Raw genomic sequence first — 18,338 nt, forward strand, 5'->3', positions numbered from 1 at the left:
CTGGGCAGGGCCGGCTCTCCTGGGTAGGGCCGGCTCTCCGAGCCGGCCGTCACCGCAAGAACCGACGTCACCGTGGAGACGCGATCGTGACGGCCCGTTCGGAGAACGGGCCCTACCCGTCAGGTCGGCGGCCTCCTCGCGGGCGAGTCGACCTCACGTGGCGGCCGACGGCTACTTCCGCAAGGCGCGAGCCAAGCCACCCCAGCACATGCCGAAGGGGACGCCGAGTTCGAGCCGGCGCAGTTCCACGTCCGTGAGCTGCTGGCGGAACATCCGCCGCAGTTCCTCCACGAAGCGCGCCTCGCGGTCCGCCTCCGTCAGCGACGCCTCGCCAAGCAGGCCGCGGGCGATCTGCTGCATGACCTCGAGCCGGTCGAGCAGGGCGCCCAGATGGGCCGCCACGGGCGTCACCGGGCCGAAGTGGGTCAGGAACAACGCCTCCGGCTGCCAGGCGAGGATCCGCGCCACGCTGGCCTGCCACAGGACGACGTCGATGTCGGGCGGCGGCGTCGGCGGCATCACGGTGGCCATGGCCGGGGTACGGCAGCCACCGGTATCACCGACGAAGGCGATGCGCGAGGCGCGATGGAAGTAGCTCACGTGGTGCTGGGCGTGCCCGGGGGTGTAGGCGACCTCCAGGTCGTGTCCCGCCACCGTCAGGCGCTCCTCGCCGTGCAGGACCTGCAGGTTGGCCTGGGGCACGGCGGCGAACTCCCCCCACAGCGGGCCCATCTGGTCGCCGTAGATCTGGGTGGCGCTCGCGATCAGCTTCTCGGGCGCCACCATGTGCCGCGCGCCGCGCTCGTGCACGAACACGCGACAGTCGGGCCGGCGCCGCACGATCGTGCCGGTCGCCCCGGCATGGTCCAGGTGGATGTGCGTCAGCAGCACCGCCTTCACGTCGTCCAGCGACAGGCCGCCGGAGGCCAGGTCGGCCTCGAGGGCGGCCAGATCGCTGGAAGGGCCGGGGTCGATCAGGGCGATGCCCGAGGGCCCTTCGAGGACCGCCGTGGCGATCACCCCCGGGGTGCCGCGAAACACCCCGTCGGCATAGCGAAGCTGGTGGGCGAGAACCTGCATGGACGCATTATCGCAATGCTGCGATGCCGAATGCCGCATGCCGACGGCCGAAGGTCGAAGGCGGAAGGCGGAAGGCGGAAGGCCGGACGGCCAAGGTGGAAAGCGACCGGCATTCCGGCATTCAGCATCGCGGCATTCCCCACCCCTGCCCATTCGCCCGGCGGGCCAGCGGCAGCGTCCGTATACTGGTGGGGGAGATCAGCCAGCCGCGATCCGGGCCCAGTGCACGCCGGTGGGGCCGGTCAGCACGTCGATGAGCGACACACGACAGAAGACGGGCGACCTCGTCCTCGAGCGCACCGAGAAGCAGACGAAGGAGCCCGCGCGCTTCAAGGTCCTGCTGATCAATGACGACTACACGACGATGGACTTCGTCGTCGAGGTTCTCGAGACGGTGTTCCACCGGACCCCTGCCGAGGCGTTCCGCATCATGATGCAGGTGCATACGCAGGGAAAGGGTCTGTGCGGCGTGTACACCTTCGAGGTGGCCGAGACGAAGGTCGAGGCCGTGCACGATCTCGCGCGGCAGAACGGCTTCCCGCTGAGGGCGAGCCTGGAAGAGGAGTAATCCGCATGTTCAGTGCATCCGTCGAGCTGTTGCTGGGAGTGGCGTATCGCGAAGCGACGTCACGCCGCCACACCCACCTGACGCTCGAGCATCTCCTCTACGTGCTGGCGCACGACACCGAGGCCGAACGCATCCTCGCGGCCTGCGGGGCCGATCTGCCCCGGCTGCGCTCCGAGCTCGACAAGTTCCTGCAGCAGAACATCGAGCAGTTCCCCCGGGGCGCCCAGAAGGAACCCGAGCAGACGCTGGCGTTCCGCCGCGCCCTGCAGACCGCCGTGCTCCACGTCCAGAGCGCCGGCAAGAGCGAGGTGCAGGCTGGCGATCTGCTGGCCGCTCTGCTCCAGCAGAATCGGTCGTACGCCGCGCAGCTGCTCGAAGGCCAGGGCGTCACGCGCCTCGACGTGCTGAACTACATCAGCCACGGCATCGCCAAGGTGCCGACACCCGACGAGCCGGGGGGCGAGGAGCGACCGGCGGCGGCAGGCCAGGGCGAAGAGGGGTCGTCCACGTCCCGGACGCCGCTGGACGCCTACGCCGTCAACCTGACGCAGAAGGCCCGCACGGGCGTGCTCGACCCGCTGGTGGGCCGCGCCACCGAGGTGCAGCGGACGATGGAAATCCTCTGCCGTCGGCGCAAGAACAACCCGATGTTCGTCGGCGAGCCTGGCGTCGGCAAGACCGCCCTCGCCGAAGGCCTCGCCCAGCGCCTGCTGCAGGACGACGTCCCGGCCGTGCTGAAGGACGCCGAGGTCTACTCGCTGGATGCCACGGCCCTGCTGGCGGGCACGCGCTTCCGCGGCGACTTCGAAGAGCGTTTCAAGGCCGTCGTGAGCGCGCTGGCCAAGCGGCCCAAGCCGATTCTCTTCATCGACGAGATGCACAGCACGGTGGGCGCTGGCGCCACCACCGGCGGCACGATGGACCTGGCGACCCTGATCAAGCCGGTGCTGAGCGCCGGCGACATCCGCGTCATCGGCGCGACGACGTTCGAGGAGTTCAAGCAGGTCGAGAAGGACCGCGCCCTCGCCCGCCGGTTGCAGAAGGTGGTCATCGAGGAGCCGTCGGTCGACGAGACCGTGACGATCCTCAAGGGCCTCCGCAGCCGCTACGAAGACCACCACCACGTCACGTACACCGACGCGGCGGTCGAGACAGCCGCCAAGCTGGCCGGTCGTCACCTGCGTGACTACCGCCTGCCCGACAGTGCCATCGACGTACTCGACGAGGCTGGCGCGATGCTGCGCCTGGCCGCCGTCGCGACGCCCCCCGCCTCAGCCGAGGCCAGGGGCGACGCGGCGGTGGGCGAGGCCCCGTCGGCGGCCGGCAGCGACACCAGGACCGCAGCGGCCTCCACGGACGCGACGAAGACGCCTGGCACGCCCGCCGAGGAGGTGCCTCGCCAGACGGTGGACGTGGCCGAGATCGAGCGCGTCATCGCCCGCATGGCCCGCATCCCGGACAAGCAGGCCCATGCCTCGGACAAGGAACGGCTGCGGACGCTCGAAGAGCAGCTGATGCGGGTCGTGTTCGGTCAGGACGACGCGGTGAAGGCCGTGGCGCGGGCGATCAAGCGGGCTCGCGCGGGGCTGGGACAGCCCGACAAGCCGGCGGGCTGCTTCCTGTTCACCGGGCCGACGGGCGTCGGCAAGACCGAGCTGGCCAAGCAGCTGGCCATTCACCTCGGCAACCAGTTCGTGCGCTTCGACATGTCGGAGTACATGGAGAAGCACGCGGTGGCCCGCCTCATCGGCGCGCCTCCGGGCTACGTCGGCTTCGAGCAGGGCGGGTTGCTGGTGGATGCGATCCGCAAGGATCCGTACGCCGTGCTGCTGCTCGACGAAATCGAGAAGGCGCATCCCGACATCTTCAACATCCTGCTGCAGGTGATGGACCACGCCACGCTGACCGACAACACGGGACGCAAGGCGGACTTCCGGCAGGTCATCCTCATCATGACGTCCAACGCCGGGTCGCGCGAGATGAGCCAGACGCTCGTCGGTTTCGGAGGTCCCGTGAGCAGCAAGGGCGCGGCGGGTCGGGCCAGGCAGGCCCTGGAGCGCATCTTCAGCCCCGAGTTCCGCAACCGGCTCGATGCCACCGTCACCTTCGGCTCCCTGACGGCGCCGGTGGTCGAGACGATCGTCGAGAAGTTCATCCTGCAGCTCGAGGCGCAGCTGGCCGAGCGGCGGGTGGCGATCTCGCTCGAGCCCGAGGCGCGGGCGTGGCTGGCCGAGAAGGGCTACGACGCGGTGTACGGCGCGCGACCGCTGGCCCGCATCATCCAGTCGGAGGTCCGCGATCCGCTGACCGACGAGATTCTGTTCGGTCGCCTCGAGCACGGCGGCACGGTCCGCATCGGGCTCGAGAACGGTGCGCTGACGTTCGACATCGTCAGCACGCCCGCGCCGGCGACCAGGGAACCGGTGGACGCATGAGTGACCAGGAGCCTGTGAAGGTCGTCGATCGCCGCTGGTGGGCGCGAACGGAAGACACGCCGGCCGCCGAGGAGCCGACGGTCTTCGAGAAGCCGTCCTACGTCCAGGAACTCGAGCAGCAGCTCGCCGAGAAGGACGCGCAGCTGCAGGAGTACATCACGGTGGTGCACGAGGCGCAGCGGGAGTTCGAGGCGATGCGTGCCCGCGTGCGCAAGGAAGCGAGCCGCGACGCCGAGCTCTCGCGGCGGTCGGTGTTCGCCGATCTGCTGGAGGTGGTGGACAACCTCGACCGCGCGCTGACGGCGGCGCGCGCCAGCGGCAGCGCCGACCCGCTGGTGCAGGGCGTCGAGCTGGTACGCCAGCAGTTCCTGCACAAGTTCGCGGGGTATGGCATCAGCCGCATCGAGCCGCTCGGCGAGCCGTTCGACCCCGAGCAGCACGAAGCCGTGGCCGTGGTCCCGATCACCGAGCAGTACGGCGAGGGGATTGTCGCCGGTGTGGCGGCGCCCGGCTATCTGATTGGCGACGACATCCTGCGCCCCGCGACGGTCGCCGTCGCCAGCGATACGCAGGGCTGAGGCAAGAGGGTGCCGGGGAACACCCCCGGCACCTCCCGCTTCCTACACAAGGAAGTCGGCGTTGCGGCTTGGCTGCCGGCTGCCCAACCCACCGCCATTGGCCATCTCGCCGCCCCCTTGAACCACTTCTTTCCATAGCAAACGACATGCCGTGTGCGGCAGCGCCATTGGCGCGGGTCGGCGGCCGTCTGATCGCGAGAGCCTTACCCTTCACGTAAGCGGCTTACGCGGCCCGTAAACGAGCCCCCGCCGACGGGTCGCCAACGAAGACGCAGCACGGAAGGCCCAGGATGCGGGGACACCCCGACCCTTCCGGCTGCTGAAGGAATCGGCGCGGCGCGGTGCGGAGCCAGGCGCCCACCCAGCCGCCCGCGCGCACGTCACGCCGACTCCAACCTGCGTGCTACCAGAACTTGCGCGCGATGTTGAACCCGATGAACCAGTCGTCGCTCGATCCGCCGCGCGCCACCTGCGCCATCGTCGTGCCGAGGCCGCGCGAGACGTTGAGCTGGAAGCCGTGCCCACCGGCTCGCATTTCGACGCCGACGCTGGCCGCTGTCGATCCGGGATCGAAGCCGTTGACCCGCGGTGCTGCCTCCGCCACGAGATACATGCGGCGCGTGACCCGCAGACGGGCTCCGAGACCAATCAGCAGCGAGTCGTTGTCGTCGACGAGCTCGCCTGGCAGCACGTTGGTGTTGTTGACCCAGGTCGGCTCGACATAGAGCGCCCCGCGCTTGCCGATCTCGCGCGAGATGATCAGACCGATGCCCGGCGAATAGCTGTCCTGGAAGTTGTTGGTGCCGTCGGCCGTGAGGTTGAGGGCGAGACCCACCGGGGAGCCCCCCTGCGCCACGAGTTGCTGCTGCGCGAAGAACTGCACCGTGCGATCGCTCGTGCGAAGCACCCCGACCTGCGTGCCCGTCAGAAGGCCATAGCGGAACTCGAGACCGATGAGGCCGCCGGCGTCGAGGCCGAACAGGTCCGACGCCAGATCGCCGAAGTCGCCGTCGCCGAGCGGGCGCCCGAAGCGGTGCGTGACCCGCATCGCGAACTTGCCCTTCGGCATGCGCAGCGTCGTCGGCAGGTTGACGATCGTGTAATCGGGCTGTGACAGGTTGACGTCGAGGTCCGGGTCGTCCTCGTCGTCCTGGACGGCCGCCGCATCGTCGGCCGGCGCGCCGGCAGGGGCAGGCGCCGCGGGTGCGGGGGCCGGCGTGGCCGGATCCGTCTCTGCGGGAGCTTTGGGCGTGGGTGCGGGCTCGACGCGATCCTGCGCCGAGGCAGGCAGCGCGCCCAGGGCGATCAACGTCAGCGCCGTGGCAAGGATGGTGTTCTTCATGTGCGCCTCAGTTGTTCTGCGCGCCCTGGTCGATCCAGCGGCGGATGATGAGCATCTGGCCCTCGGTGAGGAACGGGCCGGCGTTGCGGGGCATGCGCTGGCCGACGATGTCGGCGCGCCCGTCGAGCTTGTGCACCAGGTAGCTGCCGTCGGCGTCGCCGGGGATGACCCGAATGGCGCCCGGCTTCTGCACGCTGGCCACACCGACCAGCTGGGCATAGCCAGCCTCGGGCAGGAGATTGAGGTTGGCCGCAGGCACGCGCCCCTGATTGGTGTGGCACTGCGTGCAGGCCGTGCGGCCCGAGCCGTCGGTGCTCGCGAAGATGTTCTGGGCGATGCTCGAGTAGGTCGGCGTCAGGCCGGGCGACGGGCCAGCGATGTCGGACAGCTTCTCGTCGCACCCGGAGGCGAAGGCGAGCAGACCGACGCTCGCGATGAGCGTCGCCGCACGAAGGACGCGCCGCCTCATGGCGCCACCGCCTTCACGATCAGGGTGCCGACCATGTCGTCGTGCCCCTTGCCGCATTCCTCGGTGCAGAGCACCTTGTAGGTGCCGGCGGTCGAGGCGACGAACTCCACGTCGACGGTCGCCCCTTTCGGCACCTCCGCCTTCACGCCGAACTTCCGGATGCCGATGCCGTGCAGGCGGTCGGTCGACGTCACGCGGAGGACCACGCGCTCGCCCTGCTGCACCTCGATGGTTGCCGGGTCGAAGTCGTACTTCTTGGCCTTGACCTCGATCACGCGCGGCGCCTGCTGCGCCGCCAAGGACACGACGAGGCCAAGTGCCACGAACGGCAAGGCCAGCGCACTGCGGCGCCACTCTCTCTGGAACACGGACGTCCCTCCTTGCCATGAACCAAGGCAAGGCGCATGCCGCGCGACGTGTCGGTATTCCAAAGGAATCTGGCCGCCACAGGCCTGAGGCGACGCACGAGATCCGAAAGCACTTACGAGTTAAGTAAACACTTCCCTTTCACCCTTCACCCTTCGCCCTTCGCCCTTCTGCCCTTCCGCATGCCCGCATGTCGGCATTGCGGCATTTCGGCATTGCGGCATTGCGGCATTCAATCGATGCCGTGCTTGCCGAGGTAATGCGACAGGGCGCGCTGGCTGATGCCGAGGGACTCGGCGGCGTCCTTCTTCACGCCGCCGGATGCCCGCAAGGCGGCCAGGATCGACTCACGCTCCGCCCAGGAGACGTTCTCGTGGAGTCGTCCGGACGGCAGACCCGTCCCGGTGGACTGCGCGCCCGGCATCAGCAGCACGAGATCGCGCGTGATGGTCGGCCCCGTCGCCAGCACCACGGCGCGCTCGATGGTGTTCTCGAGTTCGCGCACGTTGCCGGGCCAGCCATAGTTGACCAGCGTGTCGAGCGCGCCGTCCTCGACACGCAGATCCGGCTTGCCGAGCGACGTGGCGATGCGGCGCATGAAGTGCTCGACCAGCACCGGGATGTCCTCGCGGCGTTCGCGCAGGGGCGGGATGCGAATGGGGATGACGTTGAGGCGGTAGTACAGGTCGTTCTGGAACCGCCCTTCGACCGCGAGTACCTGCAGGTCGCGGTTGGTCGCCGCGATGACGCGCACGTCGACCTTCTGCGTCCGCTCGGCGCCAAGCGGCTCGAACTCCTTCTCCTGCAGCACGCGCAGCAGCTTGGCCTGGACGCTGCCGCTGATCGTCGAAATCTCGTCGAGGAAGATCGACCCCCCGTCGGCCAGCGCGAACCGCCCCTTGCGGGCATGGACGGCGCCCGTGAACGCGCCCCGCACATGCCCGAACAACTCCGACTCGAGCAGGCTCTCGGGCAGGGCGGCACAGTTGACGCGAATCAGCGGCTGGGTGCGCTCGGCACTGCGGTCGTGGATGGCGCGCGCCACCAGTTCCTTGCCGGTGCCGGTCTCGCCCGTGATCAGCACCGTGCTCCGGCTGCGCGCCACCAGTTCGACGCGCGCAATCACCTCCTGCACGGCGCGGCTGTGGCCGACGATGCCGTACTGGCCGAACTGGGCCTTCTGTTCCGAGAGGAGGTAGCGGAGGCCACTGCGCGCCTGCTGCTCCTCCACCGTGCGCCTGACGCTGACGAGCAGCTCGTCGATGTCGAAGGGCTTCTGCAGGTAGTCGCGCACACCGAGCTTCATGGCCTCGACGGCGTTGCGGACACTGCCATGCGCCGTCATCATCAGCACGCCCGGCCGCTCGGTCTCCGCCAGGGTGGCCTGCACCTCGCGGACGACGTCCATGCCGGTCAGGCCTGGCATCAGGTAGTCGACGATGAGCACGTCGAACTGTCGCGCGCCGAGCAGCCGCAGCGCCTCCTGCGGCGATGAGGTCGTGGTGACCTCGTGCTCCTCCTCACGGAGCGCACGCCCCAGCGTCTTGAGGATCTTCTCCTCGTCGTCCACCAGCAGCACGGTGCCGTGTGTCATGGGTGCGTGTTCCCTTGCGGCAGGGTGATGGACACGCTCGTGCCATGGCCGGGGGTACTCGTGAGCGCGATGGTGCCGCCGAGCCCCTCGATGATGTTGCGCGCGATGGCGAGTCCGAGTCCGGTCCCGGTGCGGCGGGTGGTGAAGTAGGGCTCGAACACCTGACTGGCCACGGCGGGCTCCATGCCGGTGCCGGTGTCGACAATCTCGATCATGACCGCCGTCGATGCACGTCGCGTGCCGACGGTGACCACACTGTCGTCGGGCAGACGCCCCGCCGCGCGGACGGCTTCACGTGCGTTGGCGATCAGGTTGACGAGGACGGCCCGGAGCCGATCGGCATCCGTTCGCACCGCATCGGCCGCCTCCTCGAGGTAGAGCGTGACCGGCGGGTCGGCCTCGGCCGCGAGGCAGGCGGCGACGGCTTCCCGGCAGATCGCGTGCAGCGAGGCCGGCGCGACCTCGAGATGGATGGGCCGGGCGAAGTCGAGCACGTCGTTGACCACGCGATCGAGGCGCTGGACCTGCTCTTCGATGTCGGCTGCGGCATCGGTCACCGTCGGGTCGTCCTGTCGACGCAGCCCCCGCAGCGCGCCACGCACGATCATCAGGGGATTGCGGATCTCGTGCGCGATCACCGTCGACAGGCGTCCCAGGGCCGTCAGGCGATCGCGCTCCGACGCCTGCTGCTGGAAGCGACCGATGGCGCCGGTCATGGCATCGAAGGTGCCCGCCAGCAGGCGGACATCCTCGTCGTCCCAGGCACGGGTGCGCGTGCGGGGCGGCGGCGGCGAGAGAATGCCGGTCTGCGCCACCTCGCGCATGGACGCCGTGAGCGCCGAGAGCGGGCGCGTGATGGTGCGTGCGACGGCATAGCTGGCCACGCTGGCCGCCAGCGCCGTCAGCAACGCGATGACGGCCAATGCGATGCGCACGCTGCGGAGCGTGGCCTCGGCCTCTTCGGTCGAGTGCATCACCACCAGTCGGGGTTCGCCGCCATCGCCCTGCACCTCCCCTGGCATCGGTTGCAGGGCGTGGCGATTCCAGGCGTAGCGTCGATCCGCCACCAGCAGCGTGCCGGCCTGACCGGCCGCGAGCGCGGGCGCCAGCACGGGCGCGACCGCCGGCCCGATCGACGAGGCCAGCACGTGGTCGCCCAGCGCGAAGGCCAGCTCGCTGCCGGTCGAGGCCCGCAGGGCGCGCGCCTGCTCGTCGTCGAACAGCATGCCGACGCTGAGCAGGCCGAGCTGCTCGGCCGGATCGAAACCGATGACGATCGGCACGCTCACGAGGTGCAGCAGCCCCCGGGGGTGCGCCATCGTGGCCAGCGTCGCCGCACCGACCATCGAGCGGTCGATGCGCAGGCGACGCGTGGCGACGTCACCGCGCACGTCGCCGGCCCGGAACACCGGAGCCCCGTCGGCGTCGCTGACGATGAGGAGGTCGGCCCCGATCTCCTCGCGATAGCTGGCCACGATGGGCGCCAGGGTGGCCGCGTCGGTGGTGAGCGCGGCCTTCAGCTTGGGCAGGTCGGCCACCAGCCGGGCGAGCCGCGTCGAGGTCTCGAGCAGCAGGCGGCGCTGGCGTTCGACCAGCGCGATCGTCTCGTCGAGCCTGACGGCCATGGCCCGGTCGTGCTCACGGGTGAGGCGTGCGCTGACGAACAGCATCGCGCCGCCGATGGACGCCGTCGACAGCAGCACGCAGATGAGGAAGAGGCGATTGGAGAGCGAGCCGAGCGCGCGCATCACGGCACCGGCAGGTCGGCGACGGTGGTCTCGCCGCTGCGCACCACGACCTGGCGATTGGCACGCACCTCGCCCTCGTACCAGCCGGCGAGCATGTACGTGCCGGTGGGCACCGGCGGCAGCTGGAAGGTGCCATCGGGTTGCGTCACGGCGAAGTAGCGGTGCGAGAACACCAGGATGAACGCGCTCATGTGCGAGTGGATGTCGCAGAACACGCGCACGACGCCGGGGCGATCGAACCGCACCGCCTTGGACCGGCCGACGGCGTAGCGCCCGAGATCGAACCTCCGCGTCGGCGACAGCGAGAACACGTTGTGGTAGATGCGGTCGCTGTTGGGAAAGTCGACGGTCGTCCCGGTCCGGATGGCCAGCACGTGCGGCACGAACGTCTCGTTGCGCTGATCCATCCGCTGGCGCGCCGCCACCGGCTGCTCGAAGGCCTCCGACGGGGCGACCTCCAGGTAGACCACGCCGACGCGCGTCTGGCGGGGCCGCGGCGCGACGCGAGGCTCGATCAGTGCGGGACGATGGTCGTGGCCGGTGGCTGCCGGCAGGGCGAAGCGACCACGGAGGGTCCCCGTGGCCCCCTGTGTTCCCGCCGGCGCCTGCATCACCGCCACCAGCGTGGTCGTCACGAGCGCGGCGATGGCCACACGCCTCGTCAGAACCATGTCACCACCTGCACGGCGCCCAGGTCGCTGGCGCGCACGCGCCCGCCCTCGCGGCGATTGCGCTGCCACACGGCCTTCAGCAGCAACTGACGCCGCACGGCCCACCCGCCGCCGACCTCGAGGCGTGTCACCGGCGCATCCCATGCGCGCGGGCCAAGGCTGGTTGCCACGTCGGAGAAGGCGAGACGCTCGACCCGACCGGCCGCGTACAGGCCCGGCCAGAGCCGGTACTTCATCTCCAGCATCGACCCGAGCGCATCGAGGTCCCGCACGGAGGCGCCGTCGAACGCCGGCTGGTTCCACCGATTCCAGACGACCTCCCCCCGCACCAGCCAGCGGTCGCGCGACAGCTCGACGTCACCACCGACGGCCTGCTGCCGGTGGCTCCTGAGCCCGCCGGGCCCGGGAAGCTGCGCGGCCAGCCCACGCGCGAGGTACGGACCGTCCGCGACCGACGCGCCCAGCGCGATGATCGGGTGTGGGGCCACCACGACGCGGGCCGACAGCTGGGGGCCGCCGTTGTCGTCGGACAGCCGCGGGTCGCCGATCGTGCCCTGGGTGACGGCGCCGTACACGGTGACGGGGTCGCGTTGCCAGCGGACCTGGAGTCCGCTGTCCCACCGCAGCGCGTTGGCGATCGGCAGGCCCGGGCCCTCGGCCGGATTGCCGATCGAGAAATCGCTGCGCCAGCCGCGGGCCCGCATGCTCACGAGCTCGTCGGCCGACGCCGGCACGGCATCGGCCCGATTGGAGGTGAGGTACTGGAAGGCCAGCGGCATGCCGATCAGCGGGTTGTCGGCCACATAGAGGCGGCGCGGGAACGACCCGAACGTCGGCGGAATCCGGCCGACATGGATGTCGAGCGCCTGCGACACCCAGGGGCGAATGCGCACGTAGAGCGCGTACGCCTCGGGCCGCTCGAACTGCAGCGTCCGCACCTCCGTGATCAGCGCCACCCGTTCCGAGAACGTCACCTCGCCCACGAGTGACAGCCGCAGCGACCGGACGGTGCTGTTCTCGTAGTCCGAGTAGTTGAACCAGCCCTCGGCCGAGGCCTCCGTGGTCGACATCGAGGCGCTCGCCTCGCCGGCCAGGCGCACGTGCTCCTGGAACCAGTTGCCCCGGGGCGGGGAGGCCTCCTGGGCCGCGCAGGGCGCGGCCGCTGCCATCGCCGCCCATGCGGCCAGCCGGAGGAGACGGGACATGGGGGAAGCATAGACGAGGTGTCGGCGCGCTTCTTCGCTATGCTCCTGCGATGCGAGTCGTCGTGCTGGGCGGTGGCGTCGTTGGCGAGGCGGTGGCGTGGGACCTGTCGCGGGTGGCCCCGGTCGCCGACGTGACCGTCGCGGACGTCGATGGCGCCAGGCTCGAGACCCTCGGGCGGCGGCTGGGGGTGGCCACGCGCCAGGCGGATCTCCGCGATCCCGCGGCAGTCGCCGCGCTGGTGTCGGACGCGGACGTCACGGTGGGCACCCTGCCGAGCACGCTGGCGCTGGGGGTCATCGAGCAGATGACGCGGCTCGGTCGTCGCCACGTCGATGTCAGCTTTCTGGCCGAGGATCCCCGGTCCTTCGACCCGCTCGCACGCGCCTCGGGCGCCACCATCGTCTACGACTGCGGCGTCGCGCCGGGCCTCAGTCATCTGCTGGTGGGCGACGGCGTCCGCCGGCTTGCCAGGACGACGATGGTGCGTATCGACGTGGGCGGATTGCCCATCCATCCGGAGCCGCCGTTCTTCTACAAGGCGCCCTTCGCGCCCGCCGACGTCATCGAGGAGTACACCCGCCCGGCCCGCCTCGTCCGCGGTGGGGTCGGCATCACGCGGCCCGCGCTCAGCGAGGCCGAGACGATCGACGTGGATGGCGTCGGCGCCCTCGAGGCCTTCAACAGCGATGGCCTGCGCAGCCTCGTCGACACCGTCCGCGCCGACGCCATGGTGGAGCGGACCCTCCGCTATCCCGGCCACCTCACCGCCATGCGCGTGCTGGCGGACGCCGGGCTCTTCGACACGGCGCCGGTGACGGTCCGCGGCCAGTCGGTCTCGCCGCGGGACGTGACGTGCGCGCTGCTGTTCCCGACGTGGCAGTACGCGCCCGGCGAACGCGACCTGACCGTGCTGCTCGTGGACGTCGCGGGCGAGACGGCCGACGGCGAGCCGCGGGCCTGGCAGTGGCAGATGGTGGATCGGCCTCCGGACGACAGCCCGCTGAGCAGCATGGCGCGCACCACCGGGTGCCCTGCCGCCATCGTCGCCCGCTGGCTCCACGACGGCCGTCTCGGAGCCGCCGGTGTGCATCCGCCGGAGCGCCTCGGGCTCGACGGGCACGCGCCGGCGATGATCGACGCGCTCGCGGCGCGGGGGATTGCGGTGACGGCGCGGTGAGCTGCGCGGGACCAGGGACAAGGGACCAGTACGCCAGTCACAAGGGAGGCCAGGGACAAGGACCAAGTGCCAAGCGACATGGGACAAGGCGGCAGCGGGCGCCGCGCCAATCGCCATCGGTTGGGCGCCTGTGTCCCCGGTCCCGTGTGCCTTGTGTCTTGCCCCCTCGTCCCTTGACCCCCTTGTGACTTGTCCCCTTGTCCCTCCTCCCTTGGACGACGAACAGCGCGGGCCCAGGGGACAAGGGACCAGTACGCCAGTCACAAGGGAGGCCAGGGACAAGGACCAAGGACCAAGCGACACGGGACAAGGCGGCAGCGGGCGCCGCGCCAGTCGCCATCGATTGGGCGCCTGTGTCCCCGGTCCCTTGTACCTTGTGTCTTGCCCCCTCGTCCCTTGACCCCCTTGTGACTGGCGTACTTGTCCCTCCTCCCTTGGCCATGGCGTCGCCCGACTGTCCGATTCCGAACACCCGTTCGTCCGGGGGCGGACGAGGCCGACGGGACATGCGCGGAAATGCGCCCGGATTTCGGGCACGGCGGTTGCTCTTTCCCGGGCCGTGGATCGCCCCATCGAAACGTCCGTCCGTCGTCGCGCGCAGCTGAGGCGCTGGCTGCCCGCCCTCGCGGTGATCGTCCTGCTCGCGTCGGGCCTCGTCTGGGGCGCCGACCTGCTGCGGCCGTCCATCCGGCGCGACCGCGTCCGGACGACGCGCGTGGAGAGCGGCCCGCTCGAAGCCTCGCTGACCGCGTCGGGCACGGTCGTTCCGGCCATCGAGCACGTCATCTCGAGCCCCATCGACGCCCGGGTGCTGGCCGTGTTGCGGCGGGTCGGCGATCAGCTGAAGGGCGGGGATCCGATCGTCCGGCTCGACACGAGTGACTCCGAGCTGGTGGCCGAGAAGCTCCGCCAGAACATCGCGTTGAAGAACAACGAGCAGGCACGCACGCGACTGACGCTCCAATCCCAGTTGATCGAACTGGACGGCCAGATCACGTCCAAGGATCTCGAGTTGCAGGCCCTCAAGGCGGCGCTGGCGAGCAACCAGGCCCTCGCGAAGGAGGGGCTGTTGTCGCAGGAAGCCCTGCGGGAGTCCGAGCTCAAGGCGGCGCAGGCCGCCGTGGACCTCGGGCGCCTCCGGCAGAGCCGCGTCAACGCCGAAGCGACCAACCGCGCCCAGCTCGACGGCCTGACGCTGGAGATGCAGTCGCTGCGCGCCGAGGACGCCCAGCAGCGGCGGCTCCTCGAGCTGACCACGACCAAGAGCGACCGCGACGGCGTGCTGACCTTCGTCCTCGACGAAGAGGGGGCGCTGGTCCGCAAGGGCGACGTCGTCGCCCGCGTCGCCGACCTCACCGCGTTCCGCGTCGAGGCCACGACCTCTGACGTGAATGCCTCGCGCATCCTGCCCGGTCAGCCGGTCAGCGTGCGCCTCGACACCCTCGTCACCACCGGCCGCGTCAGCGTCGTCGAGCCGCAGATGCAGAACGGGGCGCTGCGGTTCGAGGTGGCGCTCGACGAGCCGGACGCGACGTGGCTGCGGTCGAACCTGCGCGTGGACGTGCAGGTGATCACCGACCGCAAGCCGCGCGTGCTGCGCGTGGCCCGCGGCCCGTTCGCGCAGGGCGGCGGCGCGCAGCAGGTGTTCGTGCTGCGCAACGACCGCGCCTACCGCACCCCGGTGCGCCTCGGTGTCTCCAACTTCGACTGGTTCGAAGTGGTGGAGGGCCTGGCCGCCGGCGACGAGATCATCGCCTCGGACATGCGCGACTACGAGTCGGCACCAGAGCTGAGGGTGAAGTAGCCGCCTGATGACCGGCTCGCCGAGCCGGCCGTCGCAACGATTCCCGATTCCCGACTCCCGACTCCCGACTCCCGGTTCCCGGTTCCCGGTTTCCGACTCCAGGTTCCCCGCCATGATTCATCTCGAACAGATCAACAAGGTCTACCGCACCGACCGTATCGAAACGGTGGCGCTGGCCGACATCAATCTCCACATCGAGCAGGGCGAGTTCGTCTCGATCATGGGCCCGTCCGGCTGTGGCAAGAGCACACTGCTCAACCTGATGGGCCTGCTTGACGAGCCGAGCGACGGCAAGATCCGCCTGAACGACAAGTGGGTCGAGTCGTACCGGGATCGCGACCTCGCGCGCATCCGCAACCGCGACATCGGCTTCATCTTCCAGACCTTTCACCTCATTCCCGACCTCAAGGTCGTGGACAACGTGGAACTGCCGCTGCTCTATCGCGCCGGCTCGGCCAAGCAGCGCCGGCAGCTCGCGCTCGAGGCCCTCGACCGCGTCGGCCTGAGTTCGCGCGTCAACCACTTTCCCTCGCAGCTCTCCGGCGGCCAGCAGCAGCGCGTCGCCATCGCCCGGGCCATCGTCGGCAAGCCGATCGTGCTGCTCGCCGACGAGCCGACCGGCAACCTGGACTCCGCGATGGGCGATGAGGTGATGGGCATCCTCGAGACCCTCAACACGGATGGCACGACCATCGTCATGGTCACGCACGATCCCCAGAAGGCCGAGCAGACGCATCGAATCGTGCGGCTGTTCGACGGACGTCAGGTGCAGTGATGCTGAAGAACTATCTGACACTTGCCTGGAAGGTGCTGCAGCGCCGCAAGGTGTTCACGGCGATCAGCCTGTTCGGCACCAGCTTCACACTGGTCGTGCTGACGGTGGCGGTGGCGCTGTTCGATCACGCGCTGTCGCCGGTCGCCCCGGAGGTGAACCTCGGGCGCACGCTGGTGATGACCCGCGCCCGCATGCAGGGCGATGGCAGCACCTGGCAGAGCCCTCCGGGCTACAAGCTGGTGCACGACTACGCCCGCAACCTGCCCGGCGTCGCGCTGATGACGGTGCAGACGGGCGGCACGCTGGCGACGTCGTTCGTCGACGGCCGGAAGATCGACTCGACCCTGAAGCACACCGACGCCGCGTTCTGGCGTGTCTACCAGTTCGCCTTCCTCGAGGGCAGCCCCTACGGCGCCGCCGACGTCGAGTCGGCGCGCCTCGTGATGGTCATCAACGAGACGAGCCGCAAGCGGTTCTTCGGCGGCGCCTCGGCGCTCGGCCGCTTCATCGACGCGGATGGCCAGCGCTTCCAGGTGATCGGCGTCGTCCCCGACGTGCCGTCGCTGCGCACGCCGTCGGCCGACCTGTATGCGCCCCTGACGACGCAGAAGTCGAAGGGCTGGGAGGAGGAGTACCTCGGCGACTTCTCGCCGGCCTTCCTGCTCGCGCCCAATGCCCGGCCCGAGGACGTGCGCGCGGAGCTGCACTCGCGGATGGCGACGTGGAAGTCCCCGAAGGATTCGAACTGGAAGACGCTGTCGGCCAATCTCGAGACGCCGTTCGAGAACGTCGGACGGAACCTCTACCCAGGCGAGACGGATTTCGCGCGCACCTACGGCGGGTTCCTGGCCGCGGTGCTGGCAGGCGCCGCGCTGATGTTCATGGCCCTGCCGGCCATCAACCTCGTCAACCTGAACGTGAGCCGCATCATGGAGCGCGCCTCGGAGATCGGCGTGCGGAAGGCCTTTGGTGCCTCGAGCCGCACCCTGGTCGTGCAGTTCGTCGTCGAGAACCTGGCCCTGACCATCATCGGCGGCCTGGTCGGCTTCCTGCTCGCCGGATTCGTGCTGCGCGCCATCAACGACAGCGGGCTCATTCCCTACGCCGCACTGACGCTGAACAGCCGCATCTTCCTGTGGGGTATCGCGCTGGCGGTGGTCTTCGGGCTGCTCTCCGGTGTCTATCCGGCATGGCGCATGTCGCGCGTGCACCCCGTCGTCGCCCTGAAGGGCACGAGGTAAGTCATGGCCCTCCATCTGCTCAAGTTGATCTGGAACCGCAAGCGCGCCAACTTCCTCATCATCACGGAGATCCTGCTGTCGTTCCTCGTGCTTGCCGCGGTGACGACGGTGGCCGTCCACTACTGGCGCAACTACCAGGCGCCGCTGGGTTTTTCGTACGACCGCATCTGGGACGTGCTGGTCCGCGTGCCTCGCGGCATCGAGAGCACGCCAGAGGTCGAGCGGGAGCGCTTCGCCCGGATGCAGCGACTGGTCGAGGCGGCGCGCCAGATGCCGGAGGTCGAGTCGATTGGCCATCTGCAGCTGGGCACGTTCCGCAACTGGCAGTGGAACAGCGACGTCCGGCTGACGGACGGCCGACGGGTCGACTTCAACGGCAATCGCGCCGACGACGAACTGGCCCGGACCCTGTCCATCACGCTCGTGGAGGGCCGCTGGTTCTCGCGCGAGGACACCGGCCAGCACTGGGATGCGATCGTGCTGAATCGTCGGATGGCGCGTGAGGTGTTCGGCGACGCGCCCGCGGCGGGACAGATCCTGCCGGTGGCCCCGAACCCCAGGCGCGCCAGCAACAGCCCGCCGGACCGTCCGCAGCGTGTCGTCGGCGTCATCGAGGACTTCCGGCAGTTCGGCGAGTACTCGACGCCCGGCAACTACATGATTACGCGCAACGACATCATCTCGGCGGCCGCGGCACCGCTGCCCGTGCCTGGGGCGGCCACACCGAGCGTGGCGCCTGCCGAGTTGCCCGGCGTCCTGGCGATCCGTGTGCGACCGGGTGTGACCGCCGAGTTCGAGGAGCGACTCGTGAAGGCCTTGCACGCCCAGGCGCCCGACTGGAGCTTCAGCATGAAGCCGACCGAAGACGTCCGAGCGGAGTACCTGCGGAACAACTACCTGACGCCTCTGATGATCCTGGCCCTGCTGGCCGGCTTCCTGCTGCTGATGGTGGCGCTCGGCCTCAGCGGGGTGCTCTGGCAGAACGTCACCCAGCGGATTCGCGAGCTCGGTCTGCGCCGGGCCAAGGGCGCCGACCGGGCACGGATCAAGCGCCAGATTTTCCTCGAGATCGCGCTGATGACGGGCATCGCGATGGCGGTCGGCGGTCTGCTGCTCGCCCAGGTGCCGATGCTCGGCTGGCTGGGGCCGGTGTCCGGCCCGGTCTATGCCGCGAGCCTGCTGGTGGCCGGCAGCCTGCTCTTCGTGCTGACGTCGTTCTGCGGCTGGTACCCGAGTCTCCTCGCCACGCGCATCCCGCCGGCCGAGGCGCTACGCTACGAGTAG

The 18,338-nt window shown here is 69.7% G+C and carries 16 protein-coding genes; 8 read left to right on the plus strand and 8 right to left on the minus strand.

The window, feature by feature from the left end; all coding sequences use genetic code 11:
* Nucleotides 1–171: 171 nt before the first annotated feature.
* A complete protein-coding gene (locus tag Q0C41_RS15935) occupies nt 172–1,080 on the minus strand; it encodes an MBL fold metallo-hydrolase (RefSeq protein WP_291985140.1) in 909 nt (302 codons plus the stop codon).
* A gap of 253 nt (nt 1,081–1,333) precedes the next feature.
* Here Q0C41_RS15935 and clpS point away from each other — a divergent pair, with 253 nt between their 5' ends.
* The 3 genes from clpS to Q0C41_RS15950 are packed head-to-tail and all read left to right on the plus strand — an operon-like array spanning nt 1,334 to nt 4,661.
* Nucleotides 1,334–1,648, plus strand: coding sequence for an ATP-dependent Clp protease adapter ClpS (gene clpS / locus Q0C41_RS15940; protein WP_291985142.1), 315 nt, complete (start codon nt 1,334–1,336; stop codon nt 1,646–1,648).
* A 5-nt stretch (nt 1,649–1,653) separates the two neighbouring features.
* Entirely contained in the window at nt 1,654–4,083 is a 2,430-nt protein-coding gene (gene clpA, locus Q0C41_RS15945) for an ATP-dependent Clp protease ATP-binding subunit ClpA (protein WP_291985144.1), read from the plus strand.
* Complete coding sequence (locus Q0C41_RS15950) at nt 4,080–4,661, plus strand: nucleotide exchange factor GrpE (RefSeq protein WP_291985145.1); 582 nt, start codon at nt 4,080–4,082, stop codon at nt 4,659–4,661. Before clpA ends, Q0C41_RS15950 begins: the two co-directional genes overlap by 4 nt.
* A gap of 403 nt (nt 4,662–5,064) precedes the next feature.
* Here Q0C41_RS15950 and Q0C41_RS15955 read toward each other — a convergent pair whose 3' ends face one another.
* The 7 genes from Q0C41_RS15955 to Q0C41_RS15985 form a co-directional block, all read right to left on the minus strand.
* Entirely contained in the window at nt 5,065–6,003 is a 939-nt protein-coding gene (locus Q0C41_RS15955) for a DUF5777 family beta-barrel protein (protein WP_291985147.1), read from the minus strand.
* 7 nt (nt 6,004–6,010) lie between these two features.
* Nucleotides 6,011–6,472, minus strand: coding sequence for a hypothetical protein (locus Q0C41_RS15960; RefSeq protein ID WP_291985149.1), 462 nt, complete (start codon nt 6,470–6,472; stop codon nt 6,011–6,013).
* Nucleotides 6,469–6,840, minus strand: coding sequence for a cupredoxin domain-containing protein (locus Q0C41_RS15965; protein ID WP_291985151.1), 372 nt, complete (start codon nt 6,838–6,840; stop codon nt 6,469–6,471). Before Q0C41_RS15965 ends, Q0C41_RS15960 begins: the two co-directional genes overlap by 4 nt.
* Before the next feature lie 230 nt (nt 6,841–7,070).
* Nucleotides 7,071–8,432 (minus strand): sigma-54 dependent transcriptional regulator, encoded by a 1,362-nt coding sequence (locus Q0C41_RS15970; protein ID WP_291985153.1) that lies wholly within the window; start codon nt 8,430–8,432, stop codon nt 7,071–7,073.
* Entirely contained in the window at nt 8,429–10,180 is a 1,752-nt protein-coding gene (locus Q0C41_RS15975) for an ATP-binding protein (RefSeq protein WP_291985155.1), read from the minus strand. Before Q0C41_RS15975 ends, Q0C41_RS15970 begins: the two co-directional genes overlap by 4 nt.
* Nucleotides 10,180–10,851 carry a hypothetical protein gene (locus tag Q0C41_RS15980; protein WP_291985157.1) on the minus strand — a complete coding sequence of 224 codons (672 nt, stop codon included), beginning with the start codon at nt 10,849–10,851 and terminating at the stop codon, nt 10,180–10,182. Before Q0C41_RS15980 ends, Q0C41_RS15975 begins: the two co-directional genes overlap by 1 nt.
* A complete protein-coding gene (locus Q0C41_RS15985) occupies nt 10,842–12,056 on the minus strand; it encodes a hypothetical protein (RefSeq protein ID WP_291985159.1) in 1,215 nt (404 codons plus the stop codon). Before Q0C41_RS15985 ends, Q0C41_RS15980 begins: the two co-directional genes overlap by 10 nt.
* Here Q0C41_RS15985 and Q0C41_RS15990 point away from each other — a divergent pair.
* The 5 genes from Q0C41_RS15990 (at nt 12,029) to Q0C41_RS16010 (ending at nt 18,338) form a co-directional block, all read left to right on the plus strand.
* A complete protein-coding gene (locus Q0C41_RS15990; protein WP_367079227.1) occupies nt 12,029–13,234 on the plus strand; it encodes a saccharopine dehydrogenase C-terminal domain-containing protein in 1,206 nt (401 codons plus the stop codon). The two genes, Q0C41_RS15985 and Q0C41_RS15990, sit on opposite strands and share 28 nt — an antisense overlap.
* A gap of 559 nt (nt 13,235–13,793) precedes the next feature.
* A complete protein-coding gene (locus Q0C41_RS15995; protein ID WP_291985163.1) occupies nt 13,794–15,038 on the plus strand; it encodes an HlyD family efflux transporter periplasmic adaptor subunit in 1,245 nt (414 codons plus the stop codon).
* Nucleotides 15,039–15,150: 112 nt separating this feature from the next.
* Nucleotides 15,151–15,813: an ABC transporter ATP-binding protein gene (locus tag Q0C41_RS16000; protein ID WP_291985165.1), complete on the plus strand. Its 663-nt coding sequence runs from the start codon at nt 15,151–15,153 to the stop codon at nt 15,811–15,813.
* Entirely contained in the window at nt 15,813–17,054 is a 1,242-nt protein-coding gene (locus Q0C41_RS16005; protein WP_291985167.1) for an ABC transporter permease, read from the plus strand. Before Q0C41_RS16000 ends, Q0C41_RS16005 begins: the two co-directional genes overlap by 1 nt.
* 3 nt (nt 17,055–17,057) lie before the next feature.
* Nucleotides 17,058–18,338, plus strand: a complete 1,281-nt coding sequence (locus tag Q0C41_RS16010) for an FtsX-like permease family protein (protein ID WP_291985170.1) — start codon at nt 17,058–17,060, stop codon at nt 18,336–18,338.

This window comes from Luteitalea sp. (assembly GCF_022842525.1).
Classification (GTDB): domain Bacteria; phylum Acidobacteriota; class Vicinamibacteria; order Vicinamibacterales; family Vicinamibacteraceae; genus Luteitalea.

Bases quoted from the DNA above. Each gene is read 5' to 3' on its own strand.
- clpA (WP_291985144.1), top strand. From the start codon at position 1,654: ATGTTCAGTGCATCCGTCGAGCTGTTGCTGGGAGTGGCGTATCGCGAA.
- Q0C41_RS15960 (WP_291985149.1), bottom strand. From the start codon at position 6,472: ATGAGGCGGCGCGTCCTTCGTGCGGCGACGCTCATCGCGAGCGTCGGT.
- Q0C41_RS15980 (WP_291985157.1), bottom strand. From the start codon at position 10,851: ATGGTTCTGACGAGGCGTGTGGCCATCGCCGCGCTCGTGACGACCACG.
- Q0C41_RS15985 (WP_291985159.1), bottom strand. From the start codon at position 12,056: ATGTCCCGTCTCCTCCGGCTGGCCGCATGGGCGGCGATGGCAGCGGCC.
- Q0C41_RS16000 (WP_291985165.1), top strand. From the start codon at position 15,151: ATGATTCATCTCGAACAGATCAACAAGGTCTACCGCACCGACCGTATC.
- Q0C41_RS15935 (WP_291985140.1), bottom strand. From the start codon at position 1,080: ATGCAGGTTCTCGCCCACCAGCTTCGCTATGCCGACGGGGTGTTTCGC.
- Q0C41_RS15975 (WP_291985155.1), bottom strand. From the start codon at position 10,180: ATGCGCGCGCTCGGCTCGCTCTCCAATCGCCTCTTCCTCATCTGCGTG.
- Q0C41_RS15955 (WP_291985147.1), bottom strand. From the start codon at position 6,003: ATGAAGAACACCATCCTTGCCACGGCGCTGACGTTGATCGCCCTGGGC.
- Q0C41_RS16005 (WP_291985167.1), top strand. From the start codon at position 15,813: ATGCTGAAGAACTATCTGACACTTGCCTGGAAGGTGCTGCAGCGCCGC.
- Q0C41_RS15950 (WP_291985145.1), top strand. From the start codon at position 4,080: ATGAGTGACCAGGAGCCTGTGAAGGTCGTCGATCGCCGCTGGTGGGCG.
- clpS (WP_291985142.1), top strand. From the start codon at position 1,334: ATGAGCGACACACGACAGAAGACGGGCGACCTCGTCCTCGAGCGCACC.
- Q0C41_RS15990 (WP_367079227.1), top strand. From the start codon at position 12,029: ATGCGGCCAGCCGGAGGAGACGGGACATGGGGGAAGCATAGACGAGGT.
- Q0C41_RS16010 (WP_291985170.1), top strand. From the start codon at position 17,058: ATGGCCCTCCATCTGCTCAAGTTGATCTGGAACCGCAAGCGCGCCAAC.
- Q0C41_RS15970 (WP_291985153.1), bottom strand. From the start codon at position 8,432: ATGACACACGGCACCGTGCTGCTGGTGGACGACGAGGAGAAGATCCTC.